The organism is Alloscardovia venturai (assembly GCF_042676605.1).
In the GTDB taxonomy this organism is placed as follows: Bacteria; Actinomycetota; Actinomycetes; order Actinomycetales; family Bifidobacteriaceae; genus Alloscardovia; species Alloscardovia venturai.
Map to the genome: position 1 here is coordinate 85,817 of NZ_JBHTHQ010000013.1, position 23,901 is coordinate 109,717.

Below are 23,901 nucleotides of genomic sequence, written 5' to 3' on the forward strand. Positions count from 1 at the left end.
ATGGGAATTATCGATACAATGAAGTCACTACTTCCAATTTCAGCAAGGTCTTTTCGTGCTCAAGCGCAATGGGAGGCAAGAGAGATTAAGCATATCGAAGAGCGCATAGATGCATTGCAGGATTCATTTGATTCTCTTCACCGTCACATTGATGACCGCGCACAGCCATTGGAAGAGCAGAACCGCACTATCATCGATGAGGCCCGTGCTGTGGATGCCAAGCAGAACATTCGTTTTTGGGGCTTATATGGTGACGGGTCGGGAAGCATCGATCAGCGTCGAGCTTTCTTTAAGTCTTTGCCGCAAGCGCGTGGAGGGGCACGTCTTCTGCAACTTGCCTTAGCGCACTTGCTCCACGAGTTTGCTGATTTTTGCGCAGATAATGATATCGATAACTGGTGGCTTATCGGCGGCACATTGCTGGGAGCTGATAGACATGCTGGTTTCATCCCGTGGGATGATGATCTTGATGTAGGCATCATGCGTGACAGCTTGATGCAGCTTATCAAACTCATCAACAATCGCGAAGTTGAAGGAAGTGATAAGTTTACTGTCACCGTAGTGTGGGATAGAAATGCTGACTGTAAGCAGATTCGCTTGCATTCCACACGGGATAATGTCCCTGGATTTATCGATCTTTTCATCTTTGATTGGTGTCCTGCTGTGGATGAGAGTCTAGTAAAGAAGAACTCTCTGGCAAGGGCACGGGTGAGGGCTCGATTGCGTGAGATTGAGGCGCAAGGTGATCAGCTTCAGAATTGGATTCCGGCGACTGAATCTGCGTACATGGACGCTTTAGACTCCCATAATGAGGATGCGAAGATTATTGCTACTGCTTTTGACGACGCGATAGAAGATTTGAGGAATCAGCACGTTATCTGTAGTAAACAAGATGCGCATGCAATCATCCGTTCTATTGACAATTTGGACGCTCCACGGAATTTCCATTGGAATGTTTCGCTTCATAATATGTTCCCTACGAAATTATTAGAATTTGAAGGGCATCGATATCCAGTACCACGAGAGTACGTCTATTTCAATGAAGAGTCATATAGGAATCCTTATGATTTACCTAACGATATTGGGCTGCACTATGAGCATGTGTCTCAGGACGTCATGAAGGATGATAAAGTACGTCAGGCGATTGAAGAGTATATTTCTGACGAGCATCTTCATGGTTAGTCTGTCGTACCTTCTTTTGAGATATCGAATGAGGATAGCGAATCAGATAACAAAGATAGCAAAAGGAAACTAAGCTAGAGGATTTATGGCAAATATCGCATTAATTATCGCAGGTGGTCGTGGAAATCGTATGGGGCAAGACTTGCCTAAACAGTTTTTAAGCGTTGACGATAAACCTATTATTATGTATACATGTGAGGCATTCCAATCGCACCCACTCATTGATGCGATTGTTATCGTGTGCATAGATGGTTGGCAGACGGCTCTTGAGGCGTATGCTCATCAATTTAACATCACAAAATTATGTGGCATAGTTTCCGGCGGAAGCAACGGTCAGGAATCTATACGCAATGGTCTAGAATTCTTGAGCTCTACTTTTTCTCGAGATGATATCGTCCTTGTACATGACGCCATTCGTCCTATGATCTCGCATGAGATTATTTCACACTGTATAGAAGATACTCGTGAGTTTGGCACGTCAATAGTGGCTATTCCATGCGCTGAGGCGATGCTAGAGATTGATGATGCTGATGCGTTACGAGCAAGTTCACGCGCTGTCATTGATAGAGACAGCTTGAAACGAACCCAGACACCACAGGGATTCCCGCTGGGGACGTTACTTGATTTGCATGAAGATGCACGTAAGCAAGGAATTACCAATTCGGTTGCTTCATGTACTCTCGCTATCGAACTTGGCCGCAGCGTACATTTCACGCCCGGCTCGGAGAAAAATATTAAGTTAACCACGCTTGACGACATCGATATATTTAAAGCGTTGCTAGGTGCTGAACGAGCATCGTGGCTTAAAGGCTAATTTACCCTACCGTAGTATTAATTCGGGATTCGTATCTCTATACGTTTTAGCGAGGTAAATTGTATGGATGATATATACAGTGATATGTATATCCAGGATGCGCGTCGTGCTGCACAATCAGTGATTTCTCCAGAATTTTTTCAAGGGAAGACCGTTGCTGTCTTTGGCGCGAGTGGCTTTATTGGAAGTACGGTGTGCTTTACACTATGCGAACTTGGCGCACGCGTTATCGCTTGCGGCCGGAGTGAGGAAAGGCTAAAAAATCTCTTTGCACATACGTCAAGTGTTCGTACCGTGAAGGTTGATATCAACGATGCCTCGTGGAGTACCGATACTACGATACAAGACCTTTATGGGACTCCTGACATCGTGATAGACGCGGCATCCCCTGCAGATCCCGCTTCATTTGCACAATTTCCTGTGCGCACAATGCTCAGTAACGTAGAAGGATTATCCCACGTGCTTGACTATGTAGTCGCACATAACGTAGAGAGAACACTTTACATATCGAGCGGCGAGATATATGGCTACTTTATGCAGGAGCATCGTGTCAAAGAGGAGGAGCAAGGTGTGCTTGATATACTCTCCGCACGTTCCTGCTATCCGCAATCGAAGCGTGCTGCAGAGACACTTTGTGCAAGTTATGCTACGCAGTATGGTATTGATGTGCGTATAGCGCGTCCATCCCATGTTATCGGTCCTCAGTTTAGAGCGTCGGATAGCAGAGCAAGCGCACAATTTTTTAGAGATGCCCTTGCAGGTCGTGACATTTCGTTGACATCCACTGGTGAGCAAATCCGAACGTTTGCGTATATCGCTGACTGTGTCTCAGGAATTCTGTCGATAATTTCTAGAGGAGAGCCATGTCATGCGTATAACGTCACAAATTCTGAGAATATGGTGACTTTTGCGCAGTTTGCTCGAAAGATTGGACAGTGTGCAGGAATTAACGTTCATATACCAGCGCATACGACGGATACAGCAAGTCGTGCTGAACTCAAGCGTCTTGCTCAGCTCGACGATAGTAAACTTCGCTCATTAGGATGGTCTCCCCAGTTTGGTTTTGATGAGACTATTGAACGTACCTTTACTTTCCTCGAGCGTGCACGTTCAGTCGAGGATTAAGAGTTGTTAGTATAGCTATATGACTTCCACATCTCTGCGCATTACCGCTGTCGTTGTCTCTTATAACCGTGAGAGGCTTCTCAAAGAGTGTCTCGATGGTCTTGCAGCTCAGACATATCCCGTTGCTCGCACCATCGTCGTCGATAATGCAAGTACAGGTGGCGCGGTGAGCGTTGTTGAGTCGCATCCGTCGAAACCGGAGCTTATGAAACTCAATGAGAATGTCGGTGGTGCTGGCGGCTTTGCAGTAGGTATCGCGCTTGCAGCTCGTAAGACGGATACAGACTATGTATGGATTATGGACGATGACACGGTGCCTACCCCGACAGCCCTCGAAAAGCTCGTTGAAGCCATTAATGAAGCTGAAAGAGTTAATGGCGACGAGCCTGTCATCGTAGGCTCGAAAGCGGTGTGGATAGACGGACGCGAGCATTTGATGAATAAGCCACGCGCGCGTCGGTGGATCCATCACGGTGCACCGACTCTCACACATTCTCACGGCGCATATCAGGCGCGTTCTTTCTCCTTCGTGTCATGCTGTATCAACGCACATGAAATTCGCGCTCGCAAAGCACTACCCATTGGCGCATATTTCTTATGGAATGATGACTTCGAATTTACGACGCGCCTTCTGAAGGAATCGACTGGGTACTATGTGCCTGAAAGTGTCGTCGAGCACAAGACAAAGGTATTTGGGTCGTCTAATGCCGATCCTGGTGCTCGTTTTAGATTTGAAGTGCGCAACAAACAGTGGCTCTTTAAGTATGCGAAAGTGAACTTTACAGGAAAAGAGCGTATTTATTACCGTTTGGCGACGGTGAAGCGCTGGGCGGAGACCGTGGCCCGCGCAAAGGATAAGAGCGCGATTCTCACATATGCTCGACAGGGGTGGAAGGAAGCTGGAAGTGGGCGTCCTCTCTCCAATGCTGAAGTACTTGCTGCAAGTCCTGAAGCAGAGACTGTGCTCAAAGAATTCGAGAGGAATTCGAGAACTGACGAGAATTAAACAGTATTGTGGTTTTTTACCGCTGTGCGAAGCCGGTACAGCGGTTTTTTGATACTCGTGGGAACAAGTCGGTAGAGACCGCGAATGATGACATTTCTTATGAACTGACTGCGAGAGGTAAAACCGTCCTTGTAGAACTGCTTTTGGAGTGCAATCTCGTCTCGCATCATATGCCAGCCACCGCGGCGATTATATGCGCCAGAGTCTACGCGGTATCCGAGGAGAACCTCGGAGATGTTAGCAAACTGAGCACCGTTCAGTAGCATTCGCTCCCACAACTGATAGTCCTCGAAATGTCCAGAATCTTCTGGATATCCATCAACACTCAGCAATGCTGATTTGCGGATCATGACCGTCGGGTGGTGTACAGGCGACTGAAAGCGCGCATAAGCGCTGATTTCTGAGGAAGAACGTGGCAGTAGACGTTTTTCTCCCCATATAATGTGATCGTACTGCGGCTCTGTAAATTCTTGAAGAGCGCTGCCGAGTACATCCACCTCTAGGTGAGACTCGAGATAAGTGACCTGGCGCTCGAAACGGTATGGAAGGCTATAATCGTCAGCATCCATACGTGCTATCCAGTCGGTAGAAGTGTTTCTCACCCCTACATTGAGTGCGTGTGCAAGACCGCGGTTGTGCGGCAGGCGAATTATCGTGATGGGCGCGGATGAAGATTCAAGGGATGAAAGGTAAGCCTCGACTTCTTCTGCAACGGGACCATCCTCGATGATGATGACTTCAGCAGGTTTACAAATCTGATCGGTGGTGATAGACGTGATAGCGCGACGGATGCTGTCAAACCTATCTTTTGAGTAGACGCTCATTACCACAGAAAAATCCATGATTTCAAGTATATCGAGTGTGCAGGCATGAGCAGATACAAAATCCAGTGAAACTGCATAGGTTGTAAAGACTTTATGCAGGACCTGTGTGGACCTTGTACGGGTTACCTCACTTCTCACTGTCTTCTCAAAATTTTCATTCTTTTACTTTTATCATGAGGGGAGTTGAAATTTGAGAAATGTGGACGTTTCAGTTCCCGCTAAAAGGATGAAGATGAAGAAGCTTACAAAAAATGCTGTCGTTGCTGCTATAGCCGCGATAATGGCCGTTGGAGGAGTATCTATCCCACAGGCAGCGTACGCGGCGGATGAGACCGTCGCTGACAATCTAGGCTCAAGCAGTGAAGTATCGAGCTCCTCTATCCCAGAAAATCCACAAGAAAAGCTTCCTGAAAGTATCTCACAGAGTGTACCTGATGATGCAACTGTCGTATCGGAAAACCTCGCGGCGGATGATAGTGGCAATGTGTATGATATCAAAACTGGTGATAAGGTAACCGACCCAAACATCGTCGGTACACAGGACAAACAGCCAGAGCCACTTGCAAAGACAGATGGAGAAAGTTTCATTCCAGTTCCTGTCTCAGAGGTCAAGGAGCAGATAGATAAGCAGACTGAAGAGGACGCTACCCATACTGAAAATTCTTCGAGTCGCCGCACTCGTGCCGCTCAATCTGCTACGCACATCACTAATGTGAGTTTGCCGAACAATTCCTATGGTGCTCACTGGGGCACGTATAATGGCACGCCAGCTTTCTTCCAAAACAACGGTCAACTGTTCGTCCAGCAAGCAAAGGGCGTCATCGACGTCTCCTATGCGCAAGGAAATATCAATTGGGATGCAGTCAAAGCTACCGGAAACGTCCAAGGTGTCATCGTCCGTGCAGGGTACGGCTGGGGAAATGGTCCCGACAATTGGGCACGACGTAATATCAGCGAGCTCAAACGCTTAGGTATCCCGTTTGGTGTGTATTGGTATTCATATTCGTCGAGCACAGGCGAGTCCGTCAAGGAAGCAAATTCTCTCGCAGATGTACTTCGTGACCTTGGCGTAAGTGCGCAGGACATGGCATACCCAGTATTTTATGACATGGAGCGGTGGACATGGACCGGTCATGCGCCATCGACGAATCCAAACGTTAATGCTCAGCTTGTGTCCTCGTTTAAGTCCACTATGAGCGCTCGCGGATATACCAACACGTCTGTGTACTCGTATACGAGCTACTTGAATAGCAATTTGAAGAGTAGCTATATCTGGCAAAACACAAGTTGGGTAGCGCAGTACGGGGCATACATGGGCTTCACAGCGTGGAATACAAATTCGCGTGGATGGCAGTACTCCTCAAGTGGCAAGGTCAACGGCATCAGTGGAAATGTGGATATCAATGCATTCGGGAATGCGAGCTATGTGGCGGAGTTTGATGTGCGCAGTCTTCCTATGGTTACCATTCCAAACGGAAATTATTACATAGATTCTAAGTTGAGCGAAAAGATTTCTGTAGATATTCCTTCAGCAAGTACCAATAGTGGTACACAGATGCAAGTTTATACGTACAACAATTCAGCTGCTCAACAGTTCAAGTTTACTCGTCAGAGTGATGGAAGTTACACCATTGTGAATGCTAATTCTGGTAAGGCAATTGACGTGAGTTCCGCAGATGCAAAAAATAATGCAAAACTTCAGCAGTGGGATTCTAATGGTTCGACTGCGCAAAGATGGTTCATACGTGAAAGTGGTGAAGGGTACATACTTCAATCAGCTCTAGGAAACTGGGTCATGGACTTAGCAGGAGCATCGACGAGTAATGGCACGGCAGTTCAACTATACACACCAAATAACTCGAACGCTCAGAAATTTTACCTCGCTTCAACGCAATCATTGACTGATAATCAAACAGTCAAAATTGTTTCTGCACTGAATACATCTAAATCTCTAGATATCGAGTCAGCATCATCAAATGATGGGTTACCTATCCGTCTTTGGGGATGGAACGGTTCTAACGCTCAGCTCTATATCGCTAGGCAGGTAGGTAACGGAACGTTTACCTTAGTAAACAAGAGCTCAGGTAAAGTAATTGATGTTGCTTGGAACAATACGGACAATGGTGCGTCAATTGATCAGTACAGTTCCAATAACACGAGCGCACAGCAATGGATAGTTCGTAAGAATACTGATGGCACATATTCATTCCAAGGCAGAGGCTCTGGAAAATTTATGGAGGTGCCAGGAGCAAACTCTACATCTGGTTCATATGTGAAAACGTACGTAGGCAATGGCACAACTGCGCAGAATTGGCGTGTATCGACACCGTCTTCGAGCGACATTCATGATGCTCATTTTGCACTTGATCATTACAGCGATTTGCCGGATGGAACGTATAACTTTGCGCGTTCAACTAATGTGAATAAAGTGCTCGATATCTCAGGAGCGTCACATGCGGATGCTGCAAATGCTCAAATTTACTCTGCAAATGACACAGATGCACAAAGTTGGATTATCTCGCATGATTCTGAGGGGTATGTCATTATCACGAATAAAGAATCTCGCAAAGTACTTGATGTGAACTCTGGTATTGCTAGAAATGCTCAAAATGTGCAGCAGTATGCCGCAAATGGAACAGATGCGCAAAGATGGATTGCTGTGAAAAATAGCGATGGATCATACACTTTCCATTCAGGTCTTAATGTGTCATTTGTCATGGATGTCACATCAAATGGGGTGTCCAATGGCACAAATGTTCAGCTTTATACAGCTAATGGGACGACAGCTCAGAAGTGGAAATTACTTACGTATGCTCAGGCTCATGCTAGTACTATTTCTAACGGTACATATCAGTTTGTACGTCCGCAAAAGAGCACTGCTGTCATGGATCTTAGTTCGGGTTCCTTTGCAAATTATACGAATATTCGAATTTGGTCTAGCAATGGAAGTGATGCACAGAAGTGGGTTATCACCCATAATGCTGAAGGGTATATAACTATAACGAGTAAGAAAACAGGAAAAGCTCTCGACTTAGACTCCGCTATTGCACGAAGCGGTCAAAATATCCAGCAATATGATTCAAATGGTTCTTACGCACAGCAGTGGATTGCCATTCAGAATAGTAACGGGACGTATACCTTCTTATCTCGCGTCAACCAGAGTTTCGCACTCGATGTGAGCGCGAATAATACTGCTAATAATACCAATGTACAGTTATGGGAACGTAATAATTCTCAAGGGCAGCAGTGGTTATTAAAGCGTTAGGTTATACTACAAATATGAGTGGAACCCAAAAACCAGAAGTCGCAGTGCTTATTCCCTGTTATAACGAGGAAGTTACTATTGCTAAGGTTGTGCAAGACTTTCAGAAGTCGCTACCAGGAGCGGCAATTTATGTCTATGACAATAATTCGACAGATCATACTGCTGAAATTGCGCATTCTTTGGGTGCCATAGTACGTCCTGAACCTCGTCAAGGCAAAGGTAATGTTATTCAGTCTATGTTTAATGATATTGATGCAGATGTTTATGTCATGGTAGATGGCGATGACACATACCCAGCGGAATCTGCACCAGATATGGTAGCGAAGGTCCTTGAAGGCTATGATATGGTCATCGGTGACCGTTTAAGTTCCACCTACTTTCAGGAAAATAAACGACCATTCCATAATTTTGGTAATTCGCTTGTGCGTGATTCTATCAACATGTTATTCCAATCTGATGTGAAGGACATCATGACTGGTTATCGCGCTTTTTCTTTTAAATTTGTAAAGACATACCCAATTCAAGCACACGGGTTTGAAGTAGAAACAGAAATGACCATTCATAGTCTCGATAAGAATCTCAAGCTTTATGAAATTCCTGTTCAGTATCGCGACCGTCCTGAAGGCTCTGTGTCTAAGCTTGAAACAGTAGGCGATGGCGTAAGAGTAATTTCTACAATCTTCCGTATGATTCGTGAATATAAGCCACTTCCATTCTTTGGTACGGTTGGCTTACTTTTTGCGCTCATAGGCATCGGCTTGATGGTTCCTATTTTTATCAAGTTCTGGCAAACGGGACAAGTTCTACAGTTCCCCACGCTGTTTGGAAGTTTCTTCATTATCCTTACAGGTGTGTTACTGATAATTGCTGGTATTATCTTGGATGTCATTGCGAAAAACGACCGTAAAGAATTTGTCGAGACAACGAATATGTTTGAGTATATCCGTAGGAAATAAAAAGTCTGTGGGAGATAGAGGTAATAGGGAAGATGCGATTTTATAAGTTAGAGTCTCAACAGTCAGGAGAAAAGCTCACCGCATTGTCGACTCGTCAGCAGCGGCTCATTGAGTCAGCTGTCAATTATCATTCCTTGATTCAACCCGGTCGTACTCTCAAGTACAAGATTTATATGGGGCAGAAGTGGCAGTATCCTCGTTTGATGGACACTTCTACGCTTAATGGTGTCCTTACCGACGGAGCGGGGTTAGAGCCATTCTTAGAATTTTCTGCGACATCCCTTGTCGAGCCAAAGTCGGTATTCTCTCCTCATTATTTTGCTGGTGATGAGCAGATTATCGACAGAAATGTTCGCTACATCCTCCTCACCCCTGATGATGCAACAGACACCGATGTCGAGGTAAATAATCCTCAGCGTCGGTTGAGTCGTATCTATAGCAAACTTGAGACCAATACTCCAGTTTTGCTTGATACCCTTCGTGAAGCACAGCGCAAGCGTGGAGAACTTATCGGGCGTAAAGAGGCTAAACACGCAGATGCCTATACGACAGATTTTGTCAATCGCAGTGGTGACGTCCACCATCCGTGGGTTGAAGTGAGGCCAGGTACCCCTCGTGCTGATGCGCCGCAAGCTATCCTTATCGGCATGCACTGGTTGCAGGCAGGTGGTGCGGAGCGTTGGGCTTTAGAAACTGTAGCTCTCGCTAAGCAAGCAGGTTATATACCAATTGTTATCACTGATCGCGATAGTCATCAGCCGTGGATTACTCGTCCTGAGTTTGATGATGCTGTAGTGCTCAATTTGACTCATCCGTTGCAGGAGCGTGTAGGTGATGCGACATTGCTCAGGGCAGTTTTTGAGCAGTTCAATGTCGCAGGCGTACTCGTTCATCACTGTCAGTGGCTCTACGACCGTTTATGGTGGATTAAGAAGTACTTTGCTGCGACCCCGGTAATGGACTCTCTGCACATCGTGGAGTATAAATTCGGTGGTGGCTATCCACATGAGGCAGTTACGCATGATAAGTGGATTGATATTCACCACGTTATTTCGCCTCAGCTTGAACAGTGGCTTACTCAGGTGCATGGCATTGATCCGCAAAAGATTGTAGACGCTCCGTTGATAGACTTGACTGCTCATACCTCTGAGCCGCAGTTCCAGCCTCGCCATGATGAGAAGTCTTTAACTGTGGCATTCGTAGGTCGTCTTGCTCGGCAGAAGCGTCTCGAAGCGTTCTTGCTTCTCGCTTCGAAGCTCCATAAAAGTAGCCCAAATACCTATAAATTCATCATGCATGGTAGTGGCTCCATGGATATCGTGCGTGATGAAATTGTCCGTCGCTTAGGTCTCGAGGGTGTAGTTGAATTCCGCGGTCAGGAAGTTTCAGTATCACAGACGTATGCCGATAGTGATGTACTTGTAGTTTCTTCAGTCAACGAGGGGATTACTCTGACTACGATTGAGGCACTGCGAGCCGGTATACCTGTTATCTCAGCAAATGTAGGCTCACAGTATACTCTCATTCCGCCGCAAGGCTTGAGCCGTCGTTCGACGTACAATTTTGTGAAGGACACCATGCGTTCACTTGATCATCTTCTTCGTGATGAGAGTACACGTGAGCGACTGTGGGTGGTAGAAAACGATAATCTCAACGAATTTGCAAAGCTGGAAACTGCGAACTCATTCGTGACCAGACTTTTACATGATTGGAAGAAGAATGACTAAACAGACAGTAGCAGCGGTCGTCGTAACTTTTAACCGTTTAGAAAAGCTTAAGACTGTATTAAAATCGTTAGAAGCTCAAACTACACTTCCTGACCAGTTCATCATCGTCAACAATGCATCGACTGATGGTACGGATGTGTATCTTGATGAGTACCAAAAGAACTTCTCGCTTGAAGGAGTACAACTTGAAATCATTCACCTCCCTGAAAATGTAGGAGGTGCAGGTGGTTTCTCTGCAGGTATGCGTCGTGGCTATGAGATGGGCGCTGACTTCGTATGGATATTTGACGATGATGGTTATCCTCAGCCTGACGCACTAGAAAAGCTTGTGTCTGGATTCAGTGAGGCGGTTGAAGAGCTTGGTCCTGATGTGCCGTTTGCATGTTCAATGGTAAAGTTCATCGACGGTACAATTTGTGAGATGAACAATCCTGTCCCGACGTGGGACTGGGGGCGTCTGCAAGCGTTGGGACATAGCAACCTCGTCATGGTCTCTGCAGCATCCTTTGTCTCTGTCCTCGTTCCTCGCTGGGTCATGGAAGCCTTTGGCTTGCCGTATAAGGAGTACTTTATCTGGTTTGATGATGCTGAGTACACTATGCGCATCACAAGGTCTTGCCCTGGCGTAGAAGTTTTGGACTCAGTAGTGATGCACGACATGGGGGCAAACAAGGGTGTAAACTTCTCCATGATTGATGAGAAGAATGCATGGAAGTTTGCTTATGGCGTTCGGAATCAGGGATCTTACCGTCTTCACCATGAAGGCAAGGCAAAGTTCTTACTTTTCTGTGCGAATGTAGCTGTACAAATGCGTCGTGGAAATGTAGCTAAGAAACTTCGTCGCAAGATGTATGGAAAGATGCTTGAGGCAGTACGTTTCAATCCAAAGACTGATTTCCCACAGGAACCTTTGCAGGCGTAAGAGTAGAGTATAAACGACGTTTTAACTCGAGTGCGAGGAGGGATTACATGCGTAATAGCATGAAGGGTATTTTTCCATGTTTTCGTATGTTTATCCCTCTTGTAATTGTCCTTCTCTTAGAAATTTTTATTTTTAATTTCCCCTTTTGGAATTCTTTCCATAATTCCCCGATTGACAGTTCTGTCACATTAGGTAACGGTTTTTCTAAAGTTGCTAGTGGCTTATGGAAAGTTACGAGTACCGATAATGCGTATCTCTCTGTAGAATTTAAGAAACCTCAGGAAATATCTTATATTGAAGTAAATCCTCGGAGTGCTACATCTCCTAGCCACTCTCGTGTAGGAAAAAGCTTTACGCTTGAACCTTACGTGAAAGATGAGGGAAACTCGAAGACCGCGGTCCCTATCGGGCGTACTGTGGTTGTTGAGAATTTACCAGATACTCATTATGTGAGGCTACACGCTGCTGGAAAAGTTTCTACTCTTAACTTAAGATTTGTAGACCTTCAGAAGGGGAAATTACTAAAGTTAAATACTGTGAGAGTAAATCCAAATCGTCCTTTCCATTTTTCTCTCACAAGATTTGTCTTTTTCCTGTCTGTTAGCTATTTTATCTACGTATTTTTGCCTTCAAGCCGTATATATAAATGGCGGTTAAGTATGGCACATAAGGCTCAGCTCATCTTAACCATCTTCTCTATGCTTGTACTGAGCGCTATTCTTTTTGCAATTAGCAGGTTGGCAGAACCAGAAAAGATGTTCAGTGGGACGTACCTTACCCAAGACGGCGGATTTATCAACGATAGTAACCAGTATAATCATGTAGCAAATGCGCTCTTGCGAGGGCATGCTTATCTTGATTTAAATGTGCCGCGCTGGTTAGCCCATATGAAAAACCCATATGATGCAGGTCTGAGATTGTATTACGGTCAGTCAACGGGAGAACAGTCATATTGGGACTATGCATTTTTTAATGGAAAATATTATTCCTATTTTGGAGTTTTCCCTGTAATTGTTGCGTTTATACCTTTTAAATTGCTGACGGGACACGATTTACGTACTGACTATGCAGTTGTAGCATTCGCTGTTTTATTTGTCATTGGGGCTTTCTACTTCCTCTATGCATTATTGAAGAAGTATTTTGATAAGACTAGCTTTGGCATGTATATTCTTTCGGCTATCACATTAGTAGTCGGTGGAAGCGGATTCACACAAGTGTTTTTGCCTAAAATATATTCTCTGCCAATTCTTGCATCTTTGACAGTAACGACTTTTGGATTAGGATTGTGGCTTCGTTCGTTTAGGGCTAATGCGCGATTCACAAAAGCGATGCTTTTCTTTGGAGCATTGTGCATTGCTCTCAATCTTTTGTGCCGACCTCAATTTATTCTGAGTGCATTCCTGGCGTTCCCTATATTTTGGGAACAGATTAAGAAGAGACTATTCTTCTCACAACGTGGAGTATGGAATACTTTAGCTGTCATTGCGCCGTTTTTCTGTGTGGGAATTCCTGCAATGTGGTACAACAAAATTAGGTTTGAATCATTCTTTGATTTCGGTGCGACATACAATCTTACGGGGTTTGACATGGTTCATCACTCACGAACCATTATGCGAGCTCCGAGTGGATTATGGATGTACTTGTTCCAACCACTTAACATATCGCCTAACTTCCCTTATATTTTTACGGTCGATATTCCACACGGTTTCATGGGGACCTTTATCATGGAGCCGTATTTTGGAGGCTTTTTAGTTTTTACGCCAATTGCTTTTGCGATACTTTTAGCAATTCCATTTAAACGAGTGATGCATACTCAAAAAAACGCATTACTTGTGTCGGGTTGCGTTGTATGTGCTTTTCTTCTTCTCTTCCTTGACTCTGCCCTTGTAGGCGTTAACTCGCGCTATTTTGGGGACTTTGGGTGGCTTTTAATTGTTGCCGCGATTATCGTCATTCAGAATTTACTCGATCAATGGAGCGAGACTGAGACGATACCATCTTCAGGTGTAGGGGCTATAACTTACACAGTTAAAGCTGCTTGGCTACGTAATTTTGCTCTTTGTACATTCTTATGGACTGTGTTACTTTATAGCTTGAATTTATTGTCTCAGGGACGATATTATGCGCTCATTTCTTCGAATGACACCGTCTACAGAGCGGTTGAATCGTGGTCATTAGCTTTTCAATAGAACTTACGTAAATTTTACTGGAAATTAACTGAACAAACTTAATGAGGAAGGTCTGCGGATATGGTAAAGCAAAGATTCTTAAAGGTGATTTTGGGCGCCTTCATAGGTATTGGAGTGGCCTTATCCTTTGCAATTCCCTTGGCGACCGAGGTGAAGAATTATCCTACTCGTCAATACTCAATTGGTACGTTTCTTTTAGATGTTGTGTCTCATAATAGTATTGTTGTAGGTTTTGTACTTTTTGCTGTAACGTTGTATATAGTTTTTGCTGCTATCCCCAAGTATAAAACGCTACAACGCAGAAATCGCATCTTAATTTTTCTAGCAGCATTTGTCATAAGTGCCTCAATCGTAATCCCGCCAGCACAGAATGTTGAACCTTCTCAAACTGACGTCTCATTGTTCTATTCGATTTCTACTCTTTATGGGAAGAAAGTTCTGCTCGCTATAGTCGTTGTTGAGATGCTCTTTATTGCTATGGCTCTGTACAACCTTGCCGTAATAGCCATAGCGAAAATCAATGAGCATAAAACTTCTACAGCAGACAGCGAAACGCATAGCAAGTTAGACTATTACTTTAGCAAATATGTAGTGCTGAAGCCTTTAAATGTTGTATTACTAGGCGTCGCTATTTTCCTATGCTGGATACCTATTATGATTGCTAACGGTCCAGTAATTGTCGATATTGATACCATCGTGCAGCTCATACAGTATAAGAAGATATTAGTCTGGGACCCGAAGGTTGGAACAATACTAACTGGTTATCGACTATCTGATCATCATCCATTTGTAGATACGTATATCTACGGTTTCTTTGACGATTTAGGTATGAAAGTCGGCAATGAACTTTTAGGGCTAGAGATTCTTACATGGTTGCAGTATCTTCTCGGGGCCACTTCCCTTGCACTTGTCATCAGTTGGATTGGCTCTCGCATTAAAATCTCTGGAAGATATTTATTCTCTATCATTCTTTTCACGGCGTTTGTGCCTACATTCTCCACGGCATTAAGCATCATCGTGAAAGATTCAACGTGGATTCCAGTTTTTACTGTATGGTTAGTATGCTTCTTTGAGTTGGCATATAGGTTGCTCAACAAACAACGGATTTCGTGGAAGTTAGTAGTGGGGATAGTCGTCCTCTCGACTTTAGCCGGTTTAATGCGTAAAACTTCTATCTATGTGACTACTCCGTCGTTGCTCATTCTGACTATATTCCTTAAAGAACGGTGGAAGACATTGGTCATGGGCATTGTGCCGGCTTTAATAGTTTTAGTGCTTGTCCCAGCTACTGTTCTTCCTGCACTCCATATTGCTCCGGGAGGAATTCAAGAACCTCTTGCAGTCCCTATGCAGCAGATGGCGAAGGTTGTCATAGACCATGAGAATGACTTAAATTCTCATGAAAAAGAAGTTATTTCGCGTGTGATTGATATGGAGACAGCAAAGAAAGAATTCAATCCAGTGTATGCTGATCCAATAAATTCATTCGCATACACGCGCACTAAAAATTCTCAGTATCTTCGAGAGTTTGTAATCTTATGGATTAAACTTTTCTTCCGCTACCCGGCATCGTATTTCCACGCGATTTCATATGTGAGAAACTATATAGTTGTTGGTGATAGCTACTATGCATTGAAGTATGAACATTGCGGGTGGAGTGAAGCTGGAGGAAAATATATTCTCCCTAACTCGAAAGAGTGTGCATTCTCATGGCAGCAAGAGCATCTAGGTAGTCCGCTTAACCGAGCTCTTAAGAATGTTCCGCCATTCTCAATTGCGGGAAGCGAAGTGCTCTATACGATTTGGATTCCAATCATTTCGCTAGGATTTGTACTATCAAAGAAAAAATATAAGAATCTAGTACTTTTCGCGCCATTCGTAATGACATGGGCTAACTTATTGCTAACGGCAGCAGCTCAAGCTCGATATTCGTATGTAATGCTATTTGGGGCGTTCTTAGCCGTGATAGCTGGTCTGGTCCCGGCTACGCAAAAGGGAGTAGAGGAATCGGCTCGAGTTCATGCTGCTGATAAGTAGCTGGATTCGTACAGTGTGCACAGTGCCTTCTGACTATTGAAATGTGGTCATGTTGTCCTAATCCCAATGATTAGGACAACATGAGTGATGGGCTTTTTAGCAGTAGCGTGGAGCTTCTATACCTTCAGAAGATTATTTTTTGATTACCGCTGCGAGTTTAGTCCCCACAAATCGAGATATTGGGTTTGCTATGAAACGATCCATCACATATGCAGCTAGCAGTAAGACAGCATACGTTACCACGAGGATAGCTAAGTAAGCCGCTACTTTAGTTAGTATAGTGTGCGGAGCTGGGACGAGGTATTCCCACGTCCTCCATAGTAGACGATAGCCAAAAAGATTTTCATGAAGTAGGTAGACGCCGAAGGTTGCCGGGCTTATAGCAATGATTGCGCTTTCAAAGGTAGTGTGCCGGCTAGGAGACTGTTTCTTAACAGCGCAGAGGAAGAGACAAGCGGCTACAATTACGGGGCCAAGCCATATGCCATCTTTTAGTTGTGCGTTCCACGTGAGAGCATTTATGATGCTGTTTTGACTAGCCGCTGCAAAGTTGAAAAGAGCCATGGCTACTGTTGCTACTATGATAGCGCCGAATATCTGTACTCTGTTCCAAGTGCGGTGCGCAGGAAGGTATACGCGCATCCATCCGCCAATCATATAGCAGAGGCACGCGTAAAAAATATGGTTGAAGAGGTTTGTACGTCCCCAATAAAGCATGAGAACACTAAGTAAAGATATGAAACCTATTAGTCCTATCATGGCGTGCTCGCTTACGTGCTCAAAAAGAGTGTTTATGTAAGGTGAAAGAATGAGCATAGCAATGTATGATGTCATAAACCAGTAGGAACTGGCTGATATTGGCGTAAAGACTGCTACGAGTGTTTCGACGATGTGTGCTCGTGTATCAAATAGCACGTTGATTCCTGCGAATTGCTTAATCGCAGCCGGTAGCAGAAGAGCGATGATGAAGAAACCGATAGTATATACGAGTACATGAGCCCAGGGGGTAATGATTCGTTTCCAATTAAAGCTTTTTTTGACAAGGAAGTAACCGGAAATCATGAAGAAGATGCACACACCTACTTGACCGTATTGAACAACTAAATATGATAATGCTGTTTCCCATCCAGGATGAGGTGTCAGCCCAGAATCAACATGGAGCATCCAGTTCAAATGAAGAATGCCATGGCATGCGAGGACTAAAAACATCGCGATGATGCGAAGAATCTCAATGCTGACATTACGGTGTTTTGAGTGTGAAGTCATAAAATCTATAATCTTATAGCGAAGAGACAAAGAGACACATCGGTTTCTCCGTATTTGTTCTTTGCCGGTTGCAAGAGCGCTCTGAGCCGACGTGATGTTAAAGTGGTTCTTGTGAAAAATATTTTGGGGAATGTACGCGAGAAATATCACTACTCTTTTGTAGTTTTACGTGAGCTAGTGAAGACTGATTTTAAGCTACGCTACCAAGGGTCGCTTTTAGGTATCGCATGGTCGGTCGTGAAGCCACTGATGCTTTTTGCTGTGATGTACACGGTGTTTGTAAGGTTCTTGAAGTTCACTGACGGTACGCCGACGTTTCCTGTCGTCCTTTTACTGGGAAACTGCTTGTGGGCATTTTTCTCGGAGGCGACAAGCGTGGGGTTACGCTCCATCGTTGATCGCGGTGATTTACTTCGTAAGATTCACTTTCCGACGTATATCGTGGTAGTTTCTGCCACAATCGGAGCGCTCATTAGTCTCCTCATCAACTTCGTTGTGGTATTTATCTTCTGCCTATTTTCTCCGGTTACATTTACATGGCGAGTAATTCTTGTCCCGTTCTACGTCATCGAACTTGTGATGCTTGCAGTGGGAGTGTCGCTTATCCTCGCCGCTATGTATGTTCACTTCCGTGACATCGCGCATATTTGGGAAGTTCTGCTTCAGGTACTTTTCTATGCGACACCTATCATTTACCCATTAAGCATGGTCGATCGCTATAGTCACACCATCACGAAACTGATGCTGATGAGTCCTATCGCACAGGTATTTCAAGATATCCGTCATAATTTCATCTCTCCGCAATACGTTCCGACTGTGTGGACAGAGATTGGGAATAAGGGTATTGCAGTGATTCCACTGCTTTTGTCTGTCGCTATTTTTGTTTTGGGTATTTATATCTTCAAGAAAAATAGCCAGAAGTTTGCTGAGGTGCTGTAATGGATACGACGAATGTAACAGAAAACATGCAAACAAACGCGAGCGCGAGCCTTATGCCGGGTCTTACTTCTAATGAAGATGAACGTCCTGTCGTGCTTTCTGTCAAGCATGTAGGAAAACACTTCCGCTTACCGACGGAGCAGGCTACTGGTTTGAAAATGGCCTTTATTAATTGGACAAAGGGTATTAAGGGTTATAAAGATCAGCACGTTTTACGCGACATCAATTTTGAAGTTCGGCAAGGTGACTTTTTTGGTATCGTAGGTCGTAATGGATCTGGTAAGTCCACACTTCTCAAGCTTATTTCGCAGATTTATACGCCGGATGCTGGTTCTATCGATGTAAGAGGTCGACTTGTACCGTTTATCGAACTCGGAGTAGGATTCAACCCTGAACTGACTGGTCGAGAAAACGTCTACCTCAATGGTGCGCTGCTTGGCTTTACTGAAGCTGAGGTGTCAGCGATGTATGACGATATCGTCGAGTTTGCTGAGCTCGAAGAATTTATGGACCAGAAACTGAAGAACTACTCATCTGGTATGCAGGTACGATTGGCTTTCTCCGTCGCCATCAAGGCGCAGGGTGATATCCTAGTGCTCGATGAGGTTCTGGCAGTAGGCGATGAGGCGTTCCAACGTAAATGTGACAACTTCTTTACTGAAATTAAGAAAGACCCGACGAAGACGGTTATTTTAGTCACTCATGATATGGGAGCAGTAAAGAAGTATTGCAATAATGCCGTGCTTATCAAAGATGGTGAAGTTATCGCTTCTGGAGACAAGGATGACGTAGCAGATCGCTACACGCTAGAGAACTTTAAGCGTGAAGAGAAAGAAAAAGAGGAAAGCAAGTTCCCTCTTGGCCTCAATGAACGCGTTCCTTTGCTACGCATTAATGCTCTTTCCTCACAGATGCTTACACGTGATGATACGTTTAAGTTTGAAGTTGAGTATGACTTCCGCGATGAGGACCAAGACTTCTACCTTGCTATTGCCCTGCACGATATCGTACGCGGCGGCGCAGTCTATGACTCGGGACAGAAGGCTTACCACATCATGCATGGTGGACATGGCCGCAAAGAATTTAGCCTGCCACTCAATCTTTTTAACAATGGCAAATTCAAGATTGTTGTGTCTCTGCGCACGCAAAATCCTGTCGATCCAGAACGTAGTGACATGGTTGCCTTTACAAATGAAGAAAACTCGGGGTTCTTTGCTGTCAGTGATACTCGCAATCGCGCGTATGCGTTGCTTAACGATACGGGGATTGAGTTTAAGGAGATGTAGATGCGCCGTTGTGTTTAACGGCGAATCTACGTAGGCATTTATCGTAATGCTAGTTATACTGGCTATGAGGAGAGGCAACACGTGGTAATAACGGAAAATTCTCAAACTGCAGGGCCTCCTCTCGAAGTTTTGTCTCAACGTGAGGTCTATCACGAGCAGGGCGGAGCTGACTTCACCGTAACCGAGGTTCAAGCGCGCGTGAAAGCTACCGGCGAAGCTGTGCAGTTCAACGTTGTAGACGTCAAGAACGGTGCTGTGGGTGCGGTGTGCGTGGCTGAGCGGACTGGCTCTAACTCTGGCTCTGAAGGTGAGGATAAGGATATCGCCAGCATTGCCAGTGGGTGTACTGATGGGACTGACCGCCCTCGCAGTTTATCGCACTGTCAGCTGCTCATTGGGCATCACTGGCGAGTAGCGACGAATGAGTTTGCGTGGGAATTTCCGCGTGGTATGGGCGAGTCTCTCAGACCTGAGGAGATTACTATGGCTGGCGAGACTAGTGGAGTTGGCGAAGCTAGCGAAACGCCTGCGCAGACAGCTCTTCGAGAGTTTCGCGAGGAAACGGGCATTTCGGTACCGGAGAGTGCGGTAACGGTATGGCAGACGATACATGCGGATTCAGGGTTGCTTGCTGGGGCTATAGCAGTTGCGAACATTCGCGTGGACGAGTCTGTGCTTGACTCGTCTAAATCGATGAATGTTGAGTGCTCGCAATCTATGCTTCAAAGTGACTGGGAGCTGGGAGATAGCTTACGCTGGGTGAGTGTAAACGATTTCGAATCAATGATTGCGCGTGGCGAAATTACCGATGGCATTACGCTCGCTGCATACACTATCTGGAAGTTGCGACGAGGTGCTAAGTCTTAGCAGCTCGCTGTGGGGAAGGCAATATCGCTTGTATCTTAGTGTGTTTGAGTGCTAATTGGCTCATGTAGCTGAGCGATTCGTTACAGTATCTAGAACTGTGCGAAGAACGTACGCGGACCTCTATGAAATTCCATAAGATTTCGGATGAGGTCTATTATTTCTGGTCCGACTGAAATTAAGAAGGCGATTCCCACAGAGAGAGTCGCGCCATTCGTCCCGTCAAACTGGAATTTGTCAATAAACCATCCTGCAACCGCGAGGATAATTGCAATTATTCCTCTCACTATAGTCGACCTAACCTCGTTCGTTCGGTCCACTTGGTTTGCTGCCATCTTTACGGCGTAGTCAAGCTCGCGTGCGGCAGCTTGTTTTTGCGTATTTTGTGCATTTCGCCACTTTGAAATCGTGGAACGTGACGTGTACAAAAGGTTTGTGAAATAGACAGCTGGCATTTCTGCAAAAAACTCAGTGGTTTCTCCGTGAATGGCGGCAAAACCAGTCAACTTTTCGTTTTGCGTGTCGAGATATGCACAATATTTCTGCGTAAAAGTGTTGAGTGTTGGCATTGGCTGGGAGCGAGACAAGCGCGATGCCGGTAGCGCGTGTATTGTGCGTGAAATGAGTGATGAGAGGGGAGAAGTAGGTGTATTTTCTGGATTTTGTGCTTTTTGCGTGTTTTGTGCAGTTTGGACAGTCATTAGCACACAGTGATACTGATTTGCAAGTGTCATTTGGTAAGCATATTGATATAAATCGCGTGCATACTGGTGGGCTTCTGAGCGCGAATTGTATGATTTAGTGCGAAAAGCTGCATTGAGCGCGCTGAAGACTTTGCTTCGCTGCGGATGAGTTAGAATAGTTGCTATTTCTTGAGGAGAAACGTAGGTTTTCTCGTCTTCAGAAAGGACTTGACGAATAGCTTCCTCTTTGAGTTCTTCTGGAATTTTTGCAAGTTGCGACGCAAAATCAAACTTGCCAATGGTTGTGTCGGCTGGTACGAAAATGACAGTTCCCATTTCGCATGCATGTATCCATTCTTCCCACCGCCTTGCGAGTAGCGATAAACTGCCCTTCTTGAGCTGATAGGTTTTTTCGAGGGCTTGAGCAATCAATTTTGTGCAGTTTGGTGCATTACGTAAGTTGTGTGGCAAACGTGCTGGGCTACTTGGACAGGACCTCGCTTGTTGATATAAATCAGGGCTGGCAGTGAGCGCTGAAGGTTCGAATTCAGAGTTGATGTAACGATGCCCATCTCGTTCCACAGTGAAACTCGAGATGAGGGCATCGACAAGAGAGCTATGTGCACCTGAAAATGTGCGGATATGCAGTGCAGGCTTATCTTTAAATGAAAGGCCGAGCAACGCATTGATTGATTCGGGGCCAAAGGCGAGGAAAAATGGACCGTCGAGCACTTCTTGATAGGTTAAAGTGATGGTCTCATTGGTGATGTATGCCGTTCTTAAAATTTTTGCAAAATAGCACGTGATATTAGAGTTGTTTGCGATGAGGAAATCGCATATGTGCGAGGACTCATCCCACAGGTCAGCCGAATTGCGGTGATGCTTGTACAAAAAATCAGCGGTGAAGGTGCGCCACATGGTTGCTTGCTCTGCGGAGTCAAGATTGCTGATACGGATTCCAGAAATCTCGGCAGAATCCGTTGCTTCTCCACTATTTTGTGCAGAACGATACGTTTTTCTCATGAATTTAGTATAAACAGAGTCTCAAAACGTTCCAACTTGCACAAAATACAGCAAAAAGGCAAATTAAAAGGCTGAAACTCATAAGCGAGCATCAGCCTAGATTGCTTTAAATTGTGAGAAGTCGTAATGGTTCCAGTACGAGCATCAAAGAGATTAAACTAAGATGGGTTCATCGTGCATCACGTCTCACACACCACACGTCACGCGTTACGCAAGTAGAGCCGGCCCTACTGTAGCAGTGGTTTCACCTGTTTTTCGTATGCGATGAGAGCGGTGTTGATGACTTGGTGCATATCGTAGTATGCGTAGGTCCCAAGGCGTCCGCCAAACACGACTTGTGGCTCTGCAGCAGCGCGCTCCTTGTACTGTGCGTACAGTTCTTTGTCTGCATCGGTATTGATTGGATAATATGGCTCATCACCGCGTTCAGCAAAGCGCGAATACTCTTCCCAGACGACCGTCTTGCGCGGATTCTGCTGCTCGCGACGCTCTGGGTTGAAGTTCTTGAATTCGATGGCGCGGGTATACGGCACATCAGCATCGGCGTAGTTCATTACTGGAACGCCAAAGTGATCTTCCTCGTCGTAGCGGACTTCCTTAAAGTCGACGGTGCGCCACTTGAGCTCGCCTAGTTCATAATTGAAGTATTTATCGACTGGACCAGTGTAAATGACTGGCACTGTGCCCACGAGTTTACCCTTGGAATATGGCTGATTTTCATCGAAGAAATCAACTCCGAGAGTGACGGTAATGCGATCGGAGTCAATCATGTTTTCCATCCAGCGGGTGTACCCGTCTGCAGGGAGCCCCTCGTAAGTGTCCTTAAAGTAGCGGTTATCATAATTGAAACGTACTGGGAGACGACGAATGATGGAAGCTGGAAGATCGGATGGATCAGTCTGCCATTGCTTGCCGGTGTAATTGCGGATGAACGCGTTGTAAAGCGGCTCGCCGATGAGCTTCTTGCCCTGCTCGTCGAGATTCTGTGGTTCTTCGATGTGTGCAAACTCTCCAGCCTGCTGTTCGATGAGGCGCTTGGCTTCTTCCGGTGTGTATGCAGCGTGGAAGAACTGATTGATGGTACCGAGGTTGACAGGCAGCGGGAAAACTTCGCCGTCGTGTGTGGTGTACACGCGGTGCACGTAATTCGTGAATTTGCTGAAACGATTCACGTATTCCCATACACGGTCGTTGGAGGTGTGGAAGAGGTGTGCGCCGTACTTGTGAATTTCTGCGCCAGTCTCTTTATCGAAGTATGAGTACGCGTTTCCACCGATGTGGTCGCGGATATCAATGATGTGAACGGTCTTGTCGGTATGCTCTGTAATCTGCTGAGCGGTGACCAGACCAAACAATCCTGCGCCAACGATAACGACGTCAGCCTCAACTGGATTTTCGCCTGTAACGTCTGCTGCATTCCGCACATTTGCCATGGTTGGGGAGCCTTTCCTTCAATGAATGCCTGTTAGACGTCATTTTAGCGGCAAGGCTGTATGGAAATATGTGGAAAATCGAGAGAGTTTATGGTCGTCGCAGCATTCTCTGACACTTTTGTGCAGGTTGGAACATTTTTTAAGCCTATTTCCGATTAGACAGTGATAAAAACGTTTCAACTTGCACAAAAAGTGTAAAAAGCAAAGGAGAAAACCAAATTTTCTTCTTTCTCTTCCTATTACTTTTTGTTTCCTCTCCAGCAATCCTCATCCCATACCATCTCATCCATCCTTCTGATTACGCGGCTGGATATATCTGGGGGGGGGGAAAAAATTCTCTAAGCAATCCCACTCCATCAC

The 23,901-nt window shown here is 45.2% G+C and carries 17 protein-coding genes; 13 read left to right on the top strand and 4 right to left on the bottom strand.

What is annotated here, in order from left to right; all coding sequences use genetic code 11:
* From ACFQY8_RS02920 to ACFQY8_RS02935, 4 genes are all read left to right on the top strand, one after another.
* Complete coding sequence (locus ACFQY8_RS02920) at positions 1–1,182, top strand: LicD family protein (protein WP_377938415.1); 1,182 nt, start codon at positions 1–3, stop codon at positions 1,180–1,182.
* Between the two features lie 85 nt (positions 1,183–1,267).
* Positions 1,268–1,996, top strand: a complete 729-nt coding sequence (locus tag ACFQY8_RS02925) for an IspD/TarI family cytidylyltransferase (protein WP_377938416.1) — start codon at positions 1,268–1,270, stop codon at positions 1,994–1,996.
* A gap of 63 nt (positions 1,997–2,059) precedes the next feature.
* Positions 2,060–3,121 (top strand): NAD-dependent epimerase/dehydratase family protein, encoded by a 1,062-nt coding sequence (locus ACFQY8_RS02930; RefSeq protein WP_377938417.1) that lies wholly within the window; start codon positions 2,060–2,062, stop codon positions 3,119–3,121.
* Positions 3,122–3,140: 19 nt separating this feature from the next.
* Complete coding sequence (locus ACFQY8_RS02935) at positions 3,141–4,127, top strand: glycosyltransferase (RefSeq protein WP_377938418.1); 987 nt, start codon at positions 3,141–3,143, stop codon at positions 4,125–4,127.
* Here the strand turns inward: ACFQY8_RS02935 and ACFQY8_RS02940 are convergent.
* Positions 4,124–4,969 (bottom strand): glycosyltransferase, encoded by an 846-nt coding sequence (locus ACFQY8_RS02940; RefSeq protein WP_377938419.1) that lies wholly within the window; start codon positions 4,967–4,969, stop codon positions 4,124–4,126. The genes ACFQY8_RS02935 and ACFQY8_RS02940 overlap by 4 nt on opposite strands.
* A gap of 214 nt (positions 4,970–5,183) precedes the next feature.
* Here ACFQY8_RS02940 and ACFQY8_RS02945 point away from each other — a divergent pair, with 214 nt between their 5' ends.
* The 6 genes from ACFQY8_RS02945 (at position 5,184) to ACFQY8_RS02970 (ending at position 16,047) form a co-directional block, all read left to right on the top strand.
* Positions 5,184–8,216, top strand: coding sequence for an RICIN domain-containing protein (locus ACFQY8_RS02945; RefSeq protein WP_377938420.1), 3,033 nt, complete (start codon positions 5,184–5,186; stop codon positions 8,214–8,216).
* Between the two features lie 14 nt (positions 8,217–8,230).
* The gene (locus ACFQY8_RS02950) at positions 8,231–9,172 is read left to right on the top strand and encodes a glycosyltransferase family 2 protein (RefSeq protein WP_377938421.1); all 942 of its coding nucleotides are present in this window, start codon (positions 8,231–8,233) and stop codon (positions 9,170–9,172) included.
* Positions 9,173–9,204: 32 nt separating this feature from the next.
* Entirely contained in the window at positions 9,205–10,899 is a 1,695-nt protein-coding gene (locus tag ACFQY8_RS02955) for a glycosyltransferase (protein WP_377938422.1), read from the top strand.
* Positions 10,892–11,821, top strand: coding sequence for a glycosyltransferase family 2 protein (locus ACFQY8_RS02960; protein ID WP_377938423.1), 930 nt, complete (start codon positions 10,892–10,894; stop codon positions 11,819–11,821). Before ACFQY8_RS02955 ends, ACFQY8_RS02960 begins: the two co-directional genes overlap by 8 nt.
* A 659-nt stretch (positions 11,822–12,480) precedes the next feature.
* Positions 12,481–14,010, top strand: a complete 1,530-nt coding sequence (locus ACFQY8_RS02965; protein WP_377938424.1) for a hypothetical protein — start codon at positions 12,481–12,483, stop codon at positions 14,008–14,010.
* Between the two features lie 60 nt (positions 14,011–14,070).
* Positions 14,071–16,047, top strand: a complete 1,977-nt coding sequence (locus ACFQY8_RS02970) for a DUF6020 family protein (RefSeq protein ID WP_377938425.1) — start codon at positions 14,071–14,073, stop codon at positions 16,045–16,047.
* A gap of 132 nt (positions 16,048–16,179) precedes the next feature.
* Here ACFQY8_RS02970 and ACFQY8_RS02975 read toward each other — a convergent pair whose 3' ends face one another.
* Entirely contained in the window at positions 16,180–17,313 is a 1,134-nt protein-coding gene (locus ACFQY8_RS02975; RefSeq protein WP_377938426.1) for an acyltransferase family protein, read from the bottom strand.
* A gap of 111 nt (positions 17,314–17,424) precedes the next feature.
* On the opposite strand from ACFQY8_RS02975, the gene ACFQY8_RS02980 reads away from it, so the two are divergent.
* From ACFQY8_RS02980 to ACFQY8_RS02990, 3 genes are all read left to right on the top strand, one after another.
* Positions 17,425–18,252 carry an ABC transporter permease gene (locus tag ACFQY8_RS02980; protein ID WP_377938427.1) on the top strand — a complete coding sequence of 276 codons (828 nt, stop codon included), beginning with the start codon at positions 17,425–17,427 and terminating at the stop codon, positions 18,250–18,252.
* A 53-nt stretch (positions 18,253–18,305) separates the two neighbouring features.
* Positions 18,306–19,538: an ABC transporter ATP-binding protein gene (locus ACFQY8_RS02985; protein WP_377938446.1), complete on the top strand. Its 1,233-nt coding sequence runs from the start codon at positions 18,306–18,308 to the stop codon at positions 19,536–19,538.
* 81 nt (positions 19,539–19,619) lie between these two features.
* On the top strand, positions 19,620–20,405 hold the full coding sequence (locus tag ACFQY8_RS02990) for an NUDIX hydrolase (RefSeq protein WP_377938428.1): 786 nt from the start codon (positions 19,620–19,622) through the stop codon (positions 20,403–20,405).
* Positions 20,406–20,494: 89 nt separating this feature from the next.
* Here ACFQY8_RS02990 and ACFQY8_RS02995 read toward each other — a convergent pair whose 3' ends face one another.
* Together ACFQY8_RS02995 and glf are read right to left on the bottom strand one after the other, a co-directional pair.
* Positions 20,495–22,108, bottom strand: a complete 1,614-nt coding sequence (locus ACFQY8_RS02995; RefSeq protein WP_377938429.1) for a hypothetical protein — start codon at positions 22,106–22,108, stop codon at positions 20,495–20,497.
* A gap of 227 nt (positions 22,109–22,335) precedes the next feature.
* Positions 22,336–23,541: a UDP-galactopyranose mutase gene (gene glf / locus ACFQY8_RS03000; RefSeq protein WP_377938430.1), complete on the bottom strand. Its 1,206-nt coding sequence runs from the start codon at positions 23,539–23,541 to the stop codon at positions 22,336–22,338.
* Positions 23,542–23,901 lie beyond the last annotated feature (360 nt).

Excerpts from the sequence above, each read along its gene's own strand:
- ACFQY8_RS02920 (WP_377938415.1), top strand. The coding sequence starts at position 1 with ATGGGAATTATCGATACAATGAAGTCACTACTTCCAATTTCAGCAAGG.
- ACFQY8_RS02925 (WP_377938416.1), top strand. The coding sequence starts at position 1,268 with ATGGCAAATATCGCATTAATTATCGCAGGTGGTCGTGGAAATCGTATG.
- ACFQY8_RS02930 (WP_377938417.1), top strand. The coding sequence starts at position 2,060 with ATGGATGATATATACAGTGATATGTATATCCAGGATGCGCGTCGTGCT.
- ACFQY8_RS02935 (WP_377938418.1), top strand. The coding sequence starts at position 3,141 with ATGACTTCCACATCTCTGCGCATTACCGCTGTCGTTGTCTCTTATAAC.
- ACFQY8_RS02940 (WP_377938419.1), bottom strand. The coding sequence starts at position 4,969 with ATGGATTTTTCTGTGGTAATGAGCGTCTACTCAAAAGATAGGTTTGAC.
- ACFQY8_RS02945 (WP_377938420.1), top strand. The coding sequence starts at position 5,184 with ATGAAGAAGCTTACAAAAAATGCTGTCGTTGCTGCTATAGCCGCGATA.
- ACFQY8_RS02950 (WP_377938421.1), top strand. The coding sequence starts at position 8,231 with ATGAGTGGAACCCAAAAACCAGAAGTCGCAGTGCTTATTCCCTGTTAT.
- ACFQY8_RS02955 (WP_377938422.1), top strand. The coding sequence starts at position 9,205 with ATGCGATTTTATAAGTTAGAGTCTCAACAGTCAGGAGAAAAGCTCACC.
- ACFQY8_RS02960 (WP_377938423.1), top strand. The coding sequence starts at position 10,892 with ATGACTAAACAGACAGTAGCAGCGGTCGTCGTAACTTTTAACCGTTTA.
- ACFQY8_RS02965 (WP_377938424.1), top strand. The coding sequence starts at position 12,481 with ATGGCACATAAGGCTCAGCTCATCTTAACCATCTTCTCTATGCTTGTA.
- ACFQY8_RS02970 (WP_377938425.1), top strand. The coding sequence starts at position 14,071 with ATGGTAAAGCAAAGATTCTTAAAGGTGATTTTGGGCGCCTTCATAGGT.
- ACFQY8_RS02975 (WP_377938426.1), bottom strand. The coding sequence starts at position 17,313 with ATGACTTCACACTCAAAACACCGTAATGTCAGCATTGAGATTCTTCGC.
- ACFQY8_RS02985 (WP_377938446.1), top strand. The coding sequence starts at position 18,306 with ATGCCGGGTCTTACTTCTAATGAAGATGAACGTCCTGTCGTGCTTTCT.
- ACFQY8_RS02995 (WP_377938429.1), bottom strand. The coding sequence starts at position 22,108 with ATGAGAAAAACGTATCGTTCTGCACAAAATAGTGGAGAAGCAACGGAT.
- glf (WP_377938430.1), bottom strand. The coding sequence starts at position 23,541 with ATGGCAAATGTGCGGAATGCAGCAGACGTTACAGGCGAAAATCCAGTT.